The following is a 15,227-nucleotide window of genomic DNA, read 5'->3' as shown; positions in this document are numbered from 1 at the left end:
CGAAAACTCCTTGGGATCAGCGCTTCTCGGGTGTCCAGGTCGCCGGCAGGCTGTTGACACCGTTGATGAAGTTGGCCAGGGCGTAATTGGGCCGCGGTGCCGAGATGTCCGGGATGCGCGTGTAGACCTCGGTCAGCAACGCCTTGAGCATGGTGCGCGCCAGCGCCGCGCCCAGGCAGAAGTGCGGACCGCCGCCGCCGAAGGCGATGTGCGGGTTCGGGTTTCGCAAGATGTTGAACGAGTGCGGGTCTTCGAAGACTTCCTCGTCGCGGTTGCCGGAGTAGTACCACAGCACCACCTTGTCGCCGGCCTTGATCTCCGAGCCGCGCACGGTGATGTCCTGGGTGGCGGTGCGGCGCATGTGCAGCAGCGGCGACCCCCAGCGCAACACCTCCTCGACGGCGGTGCCGACCCGGCCCTCGACGTCCTCGACGAGCAGGGCGCGCTGGTCGGGGAATTTCGAGAGGGCGGCGATGGCGTGGGCCGAGGCGTGCCGCGTGGTGTCGTTGGACGCGACACCCATCAAAACGAAGAAGGCCTTCAGCTCGTCGTCGGTCATCTTCTTGCCGTCGAACTCGGCCTGCACCATCCAGGTCATCAGGTCGTCGCCGGGGTTGGCCCGCCGCTCGGGGATCAAGACCGTAGCCACCGCGTGCAGATCCATCACGGCGCCCATGAACAGTTCGAGTTCGCTCTGCTCGCCGCGAATGTTCGGGTCTGTCCAGCCCACGAGCCGCTGCGCGGCGCTGACGGCCTGGTCACGCAGTTCACCTTCGGGCAGGCCGAAGAAGCTGCCGAAAATGCGGCCGGGCAGCTTGACCGAGACGAGTTGGACGAAGTCACCCTCACCCAGGTGCGCCATCTCGCTGACCAGGTCGTGGGCGTGGCCACGGATCCAGCCTTCCAAGCGGCGCACGTTTTTGGGCTTGAAGGCCTCCGTCGTGATTCCGCGCAGCTGGGTGTGCCGCGGGGCGTCCATGGCGATGAACGACTGGGCGATCTCCACCGCCTCGGGGGCGAAGTCCTCCATGGTGATGCCCTGCGCCGAGGAGAAGATCTCCGGGTGGCGGCTGGCCATCCGGATGTCCTCTTGTTTGGTCAGGGACCAGAAGCCCCTGGGGTTGAGCTCGGGAGGCAGCAGATCCGACTCCGCCGGGCGGCTCCAGGGCACGGGGTCCTCCGCGCGCAGGACGGCGAAGGCGGCGTCCCGCTGTTCCGGGGGTTTCGCCCAGAACTCGCGGGCGCTCAGATCGATGTCTTTATGGGTAGGCGCGGTCGTGGGTGCGGTGGTCATCGGGGGCCCTTTCTGGCGGTGGGCAGTGGTGCACGTCACCGCGGTTAGCACCCATGCTGGCCAGCGCGGTGGCGGCGCGGCACAGGCGCGAGTGCCAAACACTGGCCTGCGCGGGCCAGCCCACGGAACCGGCGATCAGGCGACCGGTGCCCGGAAGGTGGCCACCAGGCCCCCGCCGTCGCGCGCGGCGAAGTCGACCCGTCCGCCCATCGCTTCGGCGATCTGCTGCACAATCCAAAGGCCGAGTCCGGCGGTGCCACGTTGGCCGCCGACGCTGACGTACTTGGTGGTCAGCTCGCCCAGGCTGTCGGCCGGGATCCCAGGCCCCCGGTCGGCCACCGCGCAGACCAATTCGTCGCCTTCCCGCGAGCACGTGACGTCGACCGGTTCACGCCGGCCGTGCCGGGAGGCGTTCTCCAGGAGGTTGGTCAGCAGCCGGCGCAGCCCTTGGGCGTTCACGGCCACGGCGCCGACGTCGCCACTGACGCTCAGCCGCAACCGCGGCGCCGCCAGACCGACGGCGTCGGCGGCGGCAACGATGAGGTCGGCCACGTCGACGCGACGGACCCGCCCAGTCGAGAATGTCGGCCGGCGACTCAGCGCGACGTCGGAGAGCGCGTCGAGCATGTCGGCCAGGTGGTGGACGTGGCGGGCCACCAGCTGCAGACTGGTTTCCCGGTCGGCCTGCGACATTGCCCGCTGCGAAGTCAGTGCCTCGGTCAGCGCCTCCAAAGACGTGACGGGAGTGCGGAATTCGTGCACCAGCACCTGAAGTCCGTCCTGTTGCGACTGGTATGAGCGCAGCAGGCGGGCCCGCAGGTCGCGTTCCTCTTCGGCGGCAGCGTGTTCGGTCTCGGCCTCTACCAGCGCCCGCACCCGGGAACGGTGTTCGCGTTCGGCGAGCGCGGAGAGCCCCGCGGTGATGATCGCGACGAAGATCAGATACACCGCCGACCACCCCGCCAGTAGGGCCGGAGCCGCGGCGACCGGAAGTCCGGGCGACGAAGTCAGCGCCACCGGAACATAGGCGGCGCCCAAAAGGATTGCGACCAACAAGGTTTCACCGAACGACAGCCGCGCCGCCGAGGCGATGACCGCCAGCGCCAGCACCGCTACCACCGGACTGTAGACGCCGCCGCTCAAGGCGATGAGCGCCAGCGTGAACGCCGAATCGAAGCCGGTGACCAGCCACGCGTACCTGGTGCGCCGCACCTCCAGCTGCGGATAGGCCATCACGACGGCCGCGTAGAGCATCGCGACGCCCAACACCGCGACCGTGGCCGCGGTGTGCTGCCGGACCCACTGGGGTCCGATCGCCAGTAGCACCCCGATTGAGATGACCACGGCGACCCGCACCGCGACGACGATGCGGGCCAGCCCGTAGTCCTCGCCGTCGAAGTCCGTTCGATCGAGCGGTCTCACCCAGCTGACCATAGGGTTCGGGCTAGCATCGCGGCAATGACTCGTTCGCCGTTTGTCGTGGTGATCGTCGACGACCATGAGCTGTTCGCGCAGGGCCTGGCCCTGTTGCTCACCCGCGAATGGGGCGAACTGTTCACCGTCGGCGGCCAGACGACGTACGTGGAAGAGGCCGCCGACCTGGTGGCTCGCTGCGACGCCGATGTCGCGATCATCGACCTGTCGATGCCTCCCCTGGGCGGGGTCGCCGCCATCCGGCACATCAAGGCGCGCCACCCGAAGACCCGGATCCTGGCGCTTTCGGGGACCGACGACCTGGGGCTGGCCGAAGAGGCGTTGCGGGCCGGAGCCGACGGTTTTCTGCCCAAAACCGCCAGGCCGGAGGCGCTGGCGGGGCCACTATGGACGATCGCCGAGGGGTTGCGGGTCGTCGACGGCGCCCTGCTCGATGGGCTGCTGAGCAACACCCGCAAGCCGCCGTCCGAGCTGCTGGACAGCCTCAGCGCGCAGGATTTCCAACTGTGGACGCTGCTCGCGACCGGCATGGAGACCGGTGACATCGCCCAGCGGATGCTGGTGTCGGAGCGCACCGCCAAACGCATGGTCGCCGGGCTGCTGCACAAACTCGGAGTCAACAACCGCATCGCCGCTGCCGCGTTGGCCGGGCGCTACCGGTTGCTCGATGACGTTGCCGAAACCGGTCGGATCAGTTGAGGATCCGGATCGCTTGCGCGGGGCACATCGCGGCCGCCCGAATCACCCGTTCGCGGTCGGCTTCGGGCGGGTCCGGCTCGAGCACCACCACCTGTTCGGCACCGTCGGGAATGTCGAACACGTCGGGAGCCGCCAGCAGGCATTGCCCGTGCCCCTCGCAGAGGTCGTAGTCGACGGTGATGCGCATGATCGCCAGTATCGGCCCCTCCGGGGCACCGCGGACGGTCCGCCCGCGCCAGATGTGGCCTGGCCGGGCCAGCTAGTCCAGGGCCTTTCAGCCCTAGGCGGACGACGCAGCATCTGCTCATTCTGGAGACCCTTAGCGTTCCCTTCCTGAGCCGAAACCCGATCATGACCACTACCCGAACTCAGACCGCCTCGTCCCTCGAAGCGCCCGCCGTCACAGAACAGCGCATCCGCGAAGTCGATGCGATCGTCGACGCGGCGGCCGAGGCGGCCCGAGACTTCCGCAAGCTCGATCAGCAGCAGGTCGATGCGATCGTCGAGGCGATGGTGCGTGCCGGACTCCGCGCGGCCGGCGAACTGGCCAGCGTGGCGATCGAGGAGACGGGCTTCGGCGTCTTCGAGGACAAGGTCGTCAAGAACTATGTGGCCACCGAGTTCCTGCACGACTATTTGCGCGACAAGAAATCGGTGGGAGTCGTCGAGGAGGACGTCGAGCACAACATTGCGTACGTGGCCGAGCCGATCGGGGTGGTGCTGGGCATCACCCCGGTGACCAACCCGACCTCGACGGTGCTGTTCAAGGCGATCGTCGCCGCCAAGACCCGCAACGCGATCCTCTTCCGGCCGTCACCGTATGCGGTGCGCTGCTGCGAACGCAGCCTCGAAATCCTCCGCACCGCGGCCGAAGCGGCCGGGATGCCGCCCGGGGCGCTGCAGGTCATTCCCGACGCCGCGCACGAGGTGACGCACTACCTGTTCAAGCATCCCAAGGTCGATTTCATCTGGGTGACCGGCGGACCGAAGATCGTCGCGTTGGCGAATTCGGCCGGAAAGCCGGGGCTGTCGGTCGGTCCCGGCAACGCGCCCATCTACGTTCACAAGACGGCCGACCTGAAAGGCGCGGTCGTCGACATCTTGATCTCGAAAACCTTTGACTCCTCGGTCATTTGCCCGGCCGAGCAAACCTGCATCATCGACGACGAGGTATACGACGAGGTGATCGCCGAGTTCGAGCGGATGGGCGCCCGAGTGCTCACCCCCGGCGAGGCCACGGCGGTGGCGGAGTTCGCCTTTGGCTGCGGCGACAAGATCTCGCACGAGGCCGTTGGGCAGAAGGCGTCGGAGCTGGCCGCCCGAGCCGGCTTCAACGTGCCGCCGACCGTGAAGGTGCTGCTGGCACAGCTACCCGCCGACTTGGACGAGCTCGCTTCGCATCCCCTGTTGCAGGAGAAGCTGATGCCGGTGCTCGGCGTGGTGCGCGCACGCGGCGTACAGCACGCCATCGACGTGGCCGTCCTGGTCACCGAGCATGGGGGGCTGGGTCACACGTCGGCGGTGTACGCCAACGACGAGAACGTCATCGAGGCATACGGTCTGGCGGTTCGCACGGGCCGCATCCTGGTGAACGCGCCCACTGCGGTCGGAGCCCTCGGCGGGGTCTACAACAACCTGACACCGACGTTCTCGCTGGGTTGCGGCACCTGGGGCGGCTCCAGCACGACGGAGAACGTCAACTATCGGCAGCTGCTGAACATCAAGACCGTCTCGCGGCGCCGTACCCCGCCCCAGTGGTTCCGTGTCCCGTCCAATACCTACTTCAACGAAGGCGCACTGGACAACTTGCGCGAGCTCGAATGCGAAACCGTCGTGGTGATCACCGACGTCCAGACCGAAGAGCGCGGTGTGGTCGAGGCGCTGCGCGGCAAGTTGCGCGCCCCACACGTGCAGGTGTTCAACGAGGTGACACCGGAGCCCGACGAGAGGACCATCCGCCGTGGTGTCGCGATGCTGCAGCGGGTCCAACCCGATCTGCTGGTCGCCGTGGGCGGCGGCTCGGTGCTGGACGCCGGCAAGGCGATCCGCCTGTTCTACGAACACCCGGAGAAGAGTCTCGACGAGTTGACGATGCCGTTCCTCGACCCGCGCAAGCGCGTGGCCGACTATCCGGTCGACCGCCATCGCGTCCAATTGGTGGCTGTCCCAACCACATCGGGTACCGGATCGGAAGTCTCACCGGCCGCGGTGCTGACCGTGCGCGGAAAGAAGGAGACGCTCGTCGACTACAGCCTGGTGCCTGACCTCGCGGTCGTCGACCCGGTCCTCACCTCGTCGATGCCGCAGACACTGACCGCCGACACCGGCATCGACGCGCTGACCCATGCGCTGGAGGCGGCCGTCTCGATCTTCGCGTCGCCGTATACGGATGCGTTGTGCGCCCAGGCGGCGCGACTGATCTTCGATGCGTTGCCGAGGGCATACGACGACCCCGACGACCTATCGGCGCGCACTGACATGTCCAATGCGGCAACCCTTGCCGGGCTTGCCTTTTCGAATGCGTTCGTCGGGACGAATCATGCGCTCGCCCATGCGGTCGGGGCGAGATTCGAGATCCCGCATGGCCGGGCGAACGGTATCTTCCTGCCGCACGTACTGCGCTACAACGCAAGTCTGCCCAGCAAGTTCATGCCCGCGCCGGGTTATTCCGCCTACGTGGCCCCGGACAAATACGCACAGCTCGGTCAGCTGATCTTCGGCGGCCATGAACCAGACGAATCCCGCGGCCGGTTGTTTCATGGGGTCGATGATCTGCTGAACCGACTGAACATGCCTCGATCGGTGCGCGAGTGCGGCGTCGACGAGAAGCAGTACCTGGAGGCGCTACCGGCGTTGGCGATGACGGCTTTCGAGGACCTCAGCAACCGCACGAATCCGCGGATGCCCTTGGTCAGCGAGATCTCCACGCTGCTTCGGGTGGCCTTCTACGGCGATGCCGAAGCACAACCTCAGCCGCGCAGCTGAGGCAGCACGTCACGCTCGTACGCGGCGAAGAACCCGTCCATGTCCGGGCCGACCTGCTGCACATACACCTCGTCGATGTCGGCGTCGAGATACTCCCGCAACTTCGCGACATGGGTGTCGGGGTCCGGCCCGCAGGTGACCGCTTCGGCAACCTGGTCCGGCGTGACGAGAGACATCAGGGCGGCGAAGTCCTTGGGGCGCGGCAGGGTCTGCGCCGATTGTCCGGGCAGCGCGTCGTTACCCCACAGCCGGTGCGCCGCCTTCAGCGCGGTGTCGGCGTCCTTGTCCCAGCTGACTTTGGCGCCGCCCTGCACGGGCTTGTCGCCGCCGCCGGACTCACGGAATGTCTTGACGAGGCCGGCATCCGGCATCACCAGAACGAAGCCGTCCCCGATGCGTCCGGCCAGCTCCGCGCCCTGCGGGCCGAAGCCGGAGACGTAGATCGGCACCGGCTGGTCGGGTCGCGTGTAGATGCGGGCCTCCTGCACCTCGTAGTGCTTGCCGTGGTGGCTCACCTCGTCGCCGCGGTGCAGCAGGCGGATCACGTCGACCGCCTCCTCCAGCATTTCCTGGCGCACGCCCACCGACGGCCACGGGTCGCCGAGGATGTGTTCGTTCAGCGCTTCGCCGCTGCCCACCCCGAGCACGAAGCGGCCGTCGAGTTGGACGGCGGCGGTGGCGGACGCCTGCGCGATGATCGCCGGGTGCGTCCGGATCGTCGGGCACGTGACGGCGGTGCTGACGGGCAGCGACGTCACCTCGGAGAGCGCCCCGATGACGCCCCACACGAAGGGGCTCTGGCCCTGCTCGTCGTTCCAAGGGTGAAAGTGGTCGGAGATCCACAGCGCGTCAAACCCGGCCGCCTCCGCACGCTTGGCCTGGTCCACGAGTTCCTTGGGGCTGTATTGCTCGCAGGACAGAAAGTATCCGATCTTCGTCATGCCGTGCGGGCTACCCCGCTGCGCGCCCGGTTATGCACCGTCTTCGCTGTTGATCCGCTGTACACCGCGGGGACCCGTCCGCTCGCGCGCCCGGCGCCGCAGCGCGACCACCCAGCCCAATGTCCCTGTCGGACTGGTTGTTTCGCAGAGCGCACAGCTACGCCCCGATTCGCGACCGAGGCGGCTTGGGGCCAACCGCATCCTCGCGCACCCAACCGCCGGGTCTCCCCAAAACCAATATGTTGCAAACGCTTTCGCCGCCGAGCCGGGACGGATTGGACGCACCGATGTGCTCGACGCCGGATTCCCCTCGGCAGGGCTCGCTTCTACGGGATCTTTTTTGCGATCCGTTTGGCGATCTGAGCACCCCGATCGCCGATGTGATCGGCGCAGGCGCTCACGTCGACGACAACGTTATTCGCGGTCGTCAACGCCCGCTGGCACGCCCAGCCCTCCCCACCCTCTTCTTGAACCCGAGTTATCGCCAAGACGCCGTCCTCGACGCTGGCCTTAGTCAGCGACCAGTAATGAGGGTTCGGGTCGCTCGGGTCATGCAGATCGACACGCCGGTTATCGCAGTTGGCCCAGCCGGTCACCTGGCTTGCATAGAAGTCATGGGCGGCCATAGCCCCAGGAAACGCCACCACCGCCTGGTAGGCGATGTGGTCCGCACGATCGCGGTGGTCCTTCAGCTCCTGAACGCGCACAGCTGTCCAGCCGCTGCCTTGGTAGGAGTAATCCTGTGCTTCGGCCCAGACCAAGCATCCATCCTCGAGGGGACGGTTGGTGTACATCGTGTCGGCGGAAGCCACGACTTCCATGTGAGCATCCATGATGGAGCCCACATCACCGGTATCGAGCAGCAATCCAGACAGCGCGCCGGTCGGCAGCGGTTGCGGGGCATGACCCAACGTCGGAGCCGCAACCACCCTCCCGTCGGTGGTCACGGTGCATCCCGCTGTCAGCGCGGACAGCACCAGGATCGACACCGCATGCCGCTTGCCCGCTAACCTCATCGGCCTATTTCACCCCACCCCTGCATGGTCACCAAGCCTATGCGGGGGCGCGGGAGAATCGCTTCGCCGGCTCGGAGAATAGAGTTCTCCAAGATCGAGAGACGGATTACTATGACCGTGTCCTGTCAGGTACCGCGCCCGAACGATGGGAGTCGTCATCGACGCCTCGATCCTCGATGCGCTACGCGCGCCGCGCGGCCGAGGCCGCCCCGACGGAGGGCCGCTCGCCTCACGTTGGCGGGCCGTGTCTGTCCGCCGCCTCACCGCGCCGGCCGAGCGGACGGGCTCCAGCACGGCGACCGTCATCGAGCCGGTGTGAGCGCGCCGGGCGCGCTGGAGCGCGATCGGCCGTGCGACGGTGTCGTCGTGCTGCGCCTGAACCGCCCGAAGCAGCTCAACGCCATCAACGAGGCGATGCAAACCGAATTGCGTGAGACGCTGGCCGATTTGGCCACCGACCGCTCAGTGCGTGCGGTGGTGCTGACCGGCGCGGGGCGAGGCTTTTGCGCCGGCATCGACGTGCGGGACTTCGGCCCATCGATGCTGGAGGCCACCGCACCCGCGCTGGAGCGGATGCGCTTCCAGGAGCGGATGGCGGGCCTGGTGGAAGCCGTCCGTGCGCTGCCGCAACCCGTGATCGCCGCGGTCAACGGACCCTGCGTGGGAGCCGGCCTCGCGCTATGCCTGGCGGCCGACATCCGAATCTGTTCGCAGAGCGCATCATTCGGCAACGCCGCCATCCTGCTCGGGCTCTCCGGGGCCGAGATGGGCATGAGCTACCACCTGCCGCGCATCGTCGGCACCAGCGTGGCCGCCGACTGGATGCTCACCGGCCGCACCGTGCCGGCCGCCGAAGCCGATCGGCGCGGCCTGGTCAGCGAGGTGCTCGAACCGGATCGGTTAGCGGAGCGGGCCGTCGAGTTGGCGTCGCTGATAGCCGGCCATGCCCCGCTGGGCGCGCAACTGACCAAGCGCGCCCTCCAGGTCAACACCGACGCCGCGAGTCTCTCCGCGGCGCTCGAGCTGGAGAACCGCAACCAGGTGATTTCGCACGCCACCGACGAGGCGGCCGAGCGCCGCAAGAAATGGACGTCGTGACGGAGTCAGCAACCTAGAAAGGACGCCGCATGGCGTGGGACTTCTCCACCGATCCCGAGTGGGCACAGCAACTCAAGTGGGTCGAGGACTTCGTGCGCGAGGAGTGCGAACCGATCGACCTGATCGTCAAGGAGTCGCACGACCTCAACGATCCGGTCCGCCAGGCCCTGATCCCGCCGCTGCAAGAGATCGTCAAGGACCGCGGCCTTTGGGCCACCCACCTCGGTCCGCATCTGGGCGGCCCGGGCTACGGCCAGGTGAAACTGGCGCTGCTCAACGAGATTCTGGGTCGGTCGGAATGCGCGCCGATCGTCTTCGGCTCCCAGGCTCCCGACTCGGGCAACAGCGAAATCCTGGCGCACTACGGCACCCCGGAACTCAAGGCCCGCTACCTCGAGCCACTGCTCGACAATCGGATCGTGTCCTGCTTTTCGATGACCGAGCCGCAGGGCGGTGCCGACCCTAAGGTCTTCCGCACCACCGCTGTACCCGACGGGAACCACTGGGTCATCAACGGCGAGAAGTGGTTTTCGTCATTCGCGTCGATGGCATCTTTCATCATCGTGATGGCCATGACCGATCCCGACGCGCCGCCGTATCAGCGTTATTCGATGTTCGTCGTTCCCGGCGATACCCCGGGCATCAACGTGCTGCGCGACGTCGGCCTGGGCTACCAGCCGGTCGGCGGCGGGCGCGAGGGCTATGTCCGCTATGAGAACGTGCGCGTGCCGGCCAATCACATGCTGGGTCCGCGGGGCGGGGCCTTCGTGGTCGCGCAAACCCGCTTGGGCGGCGGGCGGATTCACCACGCGATGCGCACCGTCGGGCTGGTCCGCCGGATCTTCGACATGCTCTGCGAGCGGGCGGTGTCGCGGTACACCCAGGGTGAGGTGCTGTCCAACAAGCAACTCGTTCAGGAGATGATCGCCGACTCGTGGATGGAGATCGAGGCCTTCCGGCTGCTGACGCTGCAAACCGCTTGGAAAATCGACCAATTCAACGATTACAAGGCGGTGCGGGCGGACATCTCGGCGGTCAAGGCGATGATGCAGAAGGTGCTGCACGACGTGTCGTCGCGGGCGCTGCAACTGCACGGATCACTGGGCACCACGCACGAGATGCCGTTCGTGCAGTACTTGGTGGAGTCGTTCGTGCTGGGGCTTGCCGACGGACCGACCGAGGTGCACAAGGTGACGCTGGCCCGCTTGCTGTTGAAGGACCGCGAGCCGGCACCCGACCTGTTTCCGTCCGAGCACCTACTGCGGTTGCGCGCGGCCGCGGAGGCGAAGTTCGCCGACAGGCTGGCCGGCATCCCCCGCGGTTAAACCGATTTGGTGACGCCGACGTACGACAGCACCACGTCGGACAGGTCGGTCATCCGGGTCAGCACCGCATAGGAGCGGATGAACGACTGGCCCACGCACCCGTCGATCTTGATGTGGAAGTTGCTGATCATGACCCAGGGATTGGCACCCTTGAATTGTTTCTTGATCACCGGCACCGTGAGGACGAGGCCGGGTTTCATTCCGATGCTCATCACGCCGTTCATCGGAGTCGAAACGAACGGCAGCAGGGGCGGCAATGTACCGGTGGTGTCGAAGGTGGGGCTGACGCCGGGGATGATGCCGACACCGCCCTCCATGATCACGCCGTTGGAGGTGCTCATGTCGATCCCGCAGCCGATCTGATAGCCCACTTCCAGGACGCCGTGGGGCTCTTCGGATCCTCTCAGCGAGCCGACGAAGATGCCGCTGGCCATGTATTCGCGCGACGCGACGGACGTGGTCAGCGGTGCCACCGGAACCTGCGACTCGTCCTTCGCGCCCAGCCCCAGGGTCCAGCCGTCCGGGGTGTTGAGGATGACGGGGGGATTCGAGGGCACCGCCCCCTCGGCCGGTGCCGAAACTGCAGCGGCAGGCTCGACCTCGGGACCGTCCTCAGGATCAGCGGCCGCCGCCGGCGCCGTGACCACAGACATGACGAGGCAAACGGCCACCACCAGCGCGCGACGAACGACCACGGCAACCGGCCTCACGCACGCCAACGTACGCACGTGCCGTTTCGAGTCGCGAAATTTGCCGGGCGGCCGATCAGAGTTGTTGTGTCTTTGTGACTCTTATGCGATATGGGCGCCGAAGGTAGGATTGAGCCTGTTAGCCGGCGGTTCAGGCAGACGACGGAAGGCCGCGACGATGAAACCTAGATTTGCTGCTCTACTCGTCGTGGGTTTGACGGCCCTTGCAGCTTTGACGGGCGGCACCGGAATGGCGGTGGGAATAGCGCTCGCGTCTCCGGACCCGGGCCAGGTGGACGACATCCCGACGATCGACGAATGGCAGATCCAGTACCCGACCACAATGACGAACCCATACGAAGATTCAGTCGGCTCGTCGGGTGACTGGGGTGGCGTCGGAATGTGGTGCCAAAATCTCCACGCCAACTGCAGCTGATCGGGTGACCCGTTAATCCAGCAGTGACCGCGCCCGATCCAGCAGCCTCGGGAGTGTTGCCGCCATGTCTTCCAATTCCTTTCGTGGTGTGCGCCTCCGCCGATTGTGCTTGACGATCAGCGACCACGTCGCCGCCGACTTGAAGCACGCCAGCGCGCTGAACCAGGCCAAGTCGGTGACCTCGCGGCCCAGCTCTTCCTGGTAGATCTCGGCGAGCTCACCGACGGGCGGCACCATCCCCGCTGAGCCGGTAACGCGCCGGTACGTGTCCGGGTCGCAGTTGATGAGAAACCAGCCGGCGTCGATACGCGGATCGCCCACCGACCAGATTTCCCAATCGATTACCGCGTTGATGCGGGAGCCAGCGGCCATCAGGTTGCCCAGCCGGAAATCGCCATGCACCACGCTCGGCCTGATAGCCGTTGGCGCGCAACCCAACAGCGCGTCGCGCACCCCGGGCCACTCGGGCACCAGCGCCGCGTCGACGGTCCCCAGCGTTTCGGACCACCGCCGGACCTCGGCGACCGCGTCGACAATCGGTTCACCGTCCAGGCCAAGCTCACTCGGTGACAGACCGTGCAGCGCGGCCATGACGCGGCACGCGTTGCGGTACCGGTCGCGAAGGCCGGGAGAATCGGCACAACCATCGAAAAGCGGTTCGACGCAGTCGCCCTCGACGCGTGACATGACGAACAAGGGCGGCGTGTGCGGCGGTTCTCCCCGGTCCTCCCACAGCACTTCGGGCACCGGAACCCGTGTTCCGGCAAGGGCTTTGATGATGCGCGCCTGCCGGAGCACGTCGCGATGCGCGACGGGCTCGACACCGGGCGGAGCAACCTTGATCACCACCGGCCGGTCCTCCATGGCGCCCCCGAACGTGAGACTGGAGGCCCCCCCGGACAGCGGCGCGACTCCGGTCACGCCGGCGCCGTCCAGTCGTCGCCGCAACTGGTCCGGCTCGAGCTCGGCCATTCAGCCGGCGGGCTTGGTCCAGCCGACCTCGGCGAGGAAGGGCTGGGTGTGCGCGATGCGCCCGGTCAGGGTCTTCGGGTCACCGGTACACAGCCGATAGGCCGTCTCGGTGATCAGTTCGATGTCCTCGGTGTCGGTCTTGGCCAGGTCGAGGGTGCCGGCCCCGGGCGTGGCCACGGGATTGCTGGGAGCGGCGGCGTTGACGGCGATGCCGTCGTCGTACAGCTCGGCCGCAAGGCTTTTCGTCAGCCGGTTGAGCGCGGCCTTGACCGTCCCGTAGATCCCGAAGCCCGCGGTGCGGTCGAATTCCGAGAACGGCGGTCCCGGCGGCAGATCGCCGCCCACCGAGGTCACGTTCAGGATCCAGCCCCGCCCGCGTTCGCGCATCGCCGGGATCGCCAGTTGGCTCAACTGCAGTGGGCCCAGAACATGCATCTCCATCATCAGGCGGGCCCGCCGTTCGGGAAACGCGTCCAGGGGCCGCAGGAAGGTCACCGCCGCATTGTTGACCAGGATGTCCGGGGGGCCGACGGCGCCGACCACCTCCGCGAAAAGCCGTTCGCGTTCCGCGGACTGGGACAGATCGGCTTGGACCGCGACGGCCTTCCCGCCGGCGGCCACAACCTCGTCCAGGGTTTGACTCAGCGACCCTTGGTATTTGGGGTCGGGGTCCATCGTGCGGGCGGTCAGCGCGACCGTGGCACCTCGCGAGGCGAGCCGTGCGGCGATCGCCTTGCCCAGCCCCCGGCTGCTGCCGGTGACGAGGGCCACCATCCCTTCGCACCGTCGGTCAGCGCTCATCATCGGCCTCCTACGGAAATGGCTTCTCCGTATCAGAGAATGCCATTATCATCCGCCGAGGGGAAGTGCCGTCCTGCGCAAGGCATCGATCGAGTAGTTCCCGCCGCCCGTGAACACCAGCAGCAGGAACGCGAAGCAGAAGAGGATCGCCAGCCCGCCGCCGTTGCCCGCCGGCGGATCGGCGACGGGCCAGAGCGCTTGCGGCTGATGGATCCAGAAATAGGCGACCGCCATCTCCCCCGAGGCCACGAACGCGACGGCCCGGGTGAACAGGCCGGTCGCGATCAGCAGACCCGCGACGACTTCGATCAACCCGGCGTACCAGCCGGGCCAGGAACCGAACTCGACGCGAACGGGCGAAGGGACGGGCCAGTCAAACAGGCTCCTCGAGCCGTAGGCCGCGAACAGCAATCCGTATACGGCCCGAAACACACTCAGCACCGCCGGCGTGTGGCGACCGAGCCGCCGTTCGAAATCCTTTGTCACGATCGAAAGGTTACGGTCGCAGCCCAGTCGAGCAGACGCCGCCAAAGGCGATGCCGGCCCGCCGCCATGTTGTGGCAGTGCGCGCTGTCGCCCAGCACCAGGGTGGTGATGTCCGGGCAGCTGCGATAGACACCGGCCTCGGCGCGTGGGTCCGGTGAGACGTCGACGACGCCGTACCCGATCAACACCGGGACATCGATCAGCGCGGCGTGTTCAGCGACGACCCCGGGGATCATGGCGGTGCCGAACACGCGCGGCACCATTGATTTTGCGACGACGCAGTCCGCGGCCACGACGTCGGCGGGAACATCGGCAAGGTGGAACCAGCTCTGCAAGTGCTCGCGCGGACCCTCGAAATAGGGCTGCGGCAGAGCGGACAGGATCTGCCGGGCGAGCTCGGCGCGTCCCTGCGCGGTTGCCGACCGGGCGATGAATTCCGGATCGAGGTTCAGCGGCGCCACGTGTTGATTGGTGCACCCGAGCAGGGCCAGTGCGGCGAAGCTGGAGAACAGTGCTTGTTGCGTGATCGCGAGGTAGCCGCCGAGGGAATGGGCCATTGCCACGGGGGGTGCTTGGATTCCCGTTACGTCAGGCAACGCGGAGACCGCATGAGCGAGCGCGGCGGCGATGTCGGTGAAGCCGAAATCACGTGCGGGTTGGGAGCTTTCGCCGGTGCCCAGGGGGTCGATGGTGACGACGGCGTAGCCGTTCCCGGTGGCGAAGTCGGCGAAGCTGTACCCGTGTTGACCGGGGATGCGCAGGTCCCAGTAGTCGCGGCTGTAGGTACCTCCAGGCAGACAGACCAATAGTGCCGGCGTCTGCGCACCGGTGCGCGCGGGATAGTACGTCGCGGCCAGCGACGCTTCCTCACCGATGACGTCGCCGACATCAAACTTCAACGGCCGCGCGGAAGGGTTCATCGGACGCCCATGTCGTTATCCTCCTCTGGGTGGCAGAGCCGAACGGGCCACCACGCAGTGTCTTCGCGGTGGCGCCATTTGTACCGGCCTAGCGTCATAATCGCTTATATCGGGCGGTTAAGACGTTGGCT

The 15,227-nt window shown here is 66.9% G+C and carries 14 protein-coding genes; 4 read left to right on the top strand and 10 right to left on the bottom strand.

Going from position 1 to position 15,227, the window contains the following annotated elements; genetic code table 11:
• Nucleotides 1-16 precede the first annotated feature (16 nt).
• On the bottom strand, nt 17-1,294 hold the full coding sequence (locus A5750_RS22930) for a cytochrome P450 (RefSeq protein WP_067265915.1): 1,278 nt from the start codon (nt 1,292-1,294) through the stop codon (nt 17-19).
• A 135-nt stretch (nt 1,295-1,429) separates the two neighbouring features.
• Nucleotides 1,430-2,716 carry a sensor histidine kinase KdpD gene (locus A5750_RS22925; RefSeq protein WP_231989287.1) on the bottom strand — a complete coding sequence of 429 codons (1,287 nt, stop codon included), beginning with the start codon at nt 2,714-2,716 and terminating at the stop codon, nt 1,430-1,432.
• A gap of 36 nt (nt 2,717-2,752) precedes the next feature.
• On the opposite strand from A5750_RS22925, the gene A5750_RS22920 reads away from it, so the two are divergent.
• Nucleotides 2,753-3,427 carry a response regulator transcription factor gene (locus tag A5750_RS22920; protein ID WP_197505507.1) on the top strand — a complete coding sequence of 225 codons (675 nt, stop codon included), beginning with the start codon at nt 2,753-2,755 and terminating at the stop codon, nt 3,425-3,427.
• Here the strand turns inward: A5750_RS22920 and A5750_RS22915 are convergent.
• Nucleotides 3,420-3,614 carry a ferredoxin gene (locus tag A5750_RS22915; RefSeq protein ID WP_066952295.1) on the bottom strand — a complete coding sequence of 65 codons (195 nt, stop codon included), beginning with the start codon at nt 3,612-3,614 and terminating at the stop codon, nt 3,420-3,422. The two genes, A5750_RS22920 and A5750_RS22915, sit on opposite strands and share 8 nt — an antisense overlap.
• 164 nt (nt 3,615-3,778) lie before the next feature.
• Here A5750_RS22915 and adhE point away from each other — a divergent pair, with 164 nt between their 5' ends.
• Nucleotides 3,779-6,412: a bifunctional acetaldehyde-CoA/alcohol dehydrogenase gene (gene adhE, locus A5750_RS22910; RefSeq protein WP_067265910.1), complete on the top strand. Its 2,634-nt coding sequence runs from the start codon at nt 3,779-3,781 to the stop codon at nt 6,410-6,412.
• On the opposite strand, the gene A5750_RS22905 is transcribed toward adhE, so the two are convergent.
• Nucleotides 6,397-7,353 carry an LLM class F420-dependent oxidoreductase gene (locus tag A5750_RS22905; RefSeq protein WP_066952290.1) on the bottom strand — a complete coding sequence of 319 codons (957 nt, stop codon included), beginning with the start codon at nt 7,351-7,353 and terminating at the stop codon, nt 6,397-6,399. The two genes, adhE and A5750_RS22905, sit on opposite strands and share 16 nt — an antisense overlap.
• Before the next feature lie 326 nt (nt 7,354-7,679).
• Nucleotides 7,680-8,342: a sensor domain-containing protein gene (locus A5750_RS22900; protein ID WP_231989286.1), complete on the bottom strand. Its 663-nt coding sequence runs from the start codon at nt 8,340-8,342 to the stop codon at nt 7,680-7,682.
• 342 nt (nt 8,343-8,684) lie between these two features.
• On the opposite strand from A5750_RS22900, the gene A5750_RS22895 reads away from it, so the two are divergent.
• On the top strand, nt 8,685-9,467 hold the full coding sequence (locus A5750_RS22895) for an enoyl-CoA hydratase/isomerase family protein (RefSeq protein WP_067265907.1): 783 nt from the start codon (nt 8,685-8,687) through the stop codon (nt 9,465-9,467).
• A 29-nt stretch (nt 9,468-9,496) separates the two neighbouring features.
• Nucleotides 9,497-10,792 carry an acyl-CoA dehydrogenase family protein gene (locus tag A5750_RS22890; RefSeq protein WP_066952284.1) on the top strand — a complete coding sequence of 432 codons (1,296 nt, stop codon included), beginning with the start codon at nt 9,497-9,499 and terminating at the stop codon, nt 10,790-10,792.
• Here A5750_RS22890 and A5750_RS22885 read toward each other — a convergent pair.
• The 5 genes from A5750_RS22885 to A5750_RS22860 all read right to left on the bottom strand — a co-directional run bounded on the left by A5750_RS22885 (nt 10,789) and on the right by A5750_RS22860 (nt 15,096).
• Entirely contained in the window at nt 10,789-11,445 is a 657-nt protein-coding gene (locus tag A5750_RS22885) for an MspA family porin (protein WP_066952660.1), read from the bottom strand. The genes A5750_RS22890 and A5750_RS22885 overlap by 4 nt on opposite strands.
• Before the next feature lie 484 nt (nt 11,446-11,929).
• The gene (locus A5750_RS22875; protein WP_066952280.1) at nt 11,930-12,889 is read right to left on the bottom strand and encodes a phosphotransferase family protein; all 960 of its coding nucleotides are present in this window, start codon (nt 12,887-12,889) and stop codon (nt 11,930-11,932) included.
• Entirely contained in the window at nt 12,890-13,690 is an 801-nt protein-coding gene (locus A5750_RS22870; RefSeq protein WP_066952658.1) for an SDR family NAD(P)-dependent oxidoreductase, read from the bottom strand. It abuts the gene before it with no gap.
• A gap of 48 nt (nt 13,691-13,738) precedes the next feature.
• Nucleotides 13,739-14,176, bottom strand: coding sequence for a DoxX family protein (locus tag A5750_RS22865; RefSeq protein WP_066952278.1), 438 nt, complete (start codon nt 14,174-14,176; stop codon nt 13,739-13,741).
• Nucleotides 14,173-15,096: an alpha/beta hydrolase gene (locus A5750_RS22860; protein ID WP_066952276.1), complete on the bottom strand. Its 924-nt coding sequence runs from the start codon at nt 15,094-15,096 to the stop codon at nt 14,173-14,175. The genes A5750_RS22865 and A5750_RS22860 overlap by 4 nt, the downstream gene beginning before the upstream one ends.
• Nucleotides 15,097-15,227: the final 131 nt, after the last annotated feature.

The organism is Mycobacterium sp. 852002-51613_SCH5001154 (assembly GCF_001667425.1).
GTDB lineage: Bacteria > Actinomycetota > Actinomycetes > Mycobacteriales > Mycobacteriaceae > Mycobacterium.
Note: the sequence above shows the minus strand (reverse complement) of the source record. Positions and strands in the feature narration are given on the sequence as shown.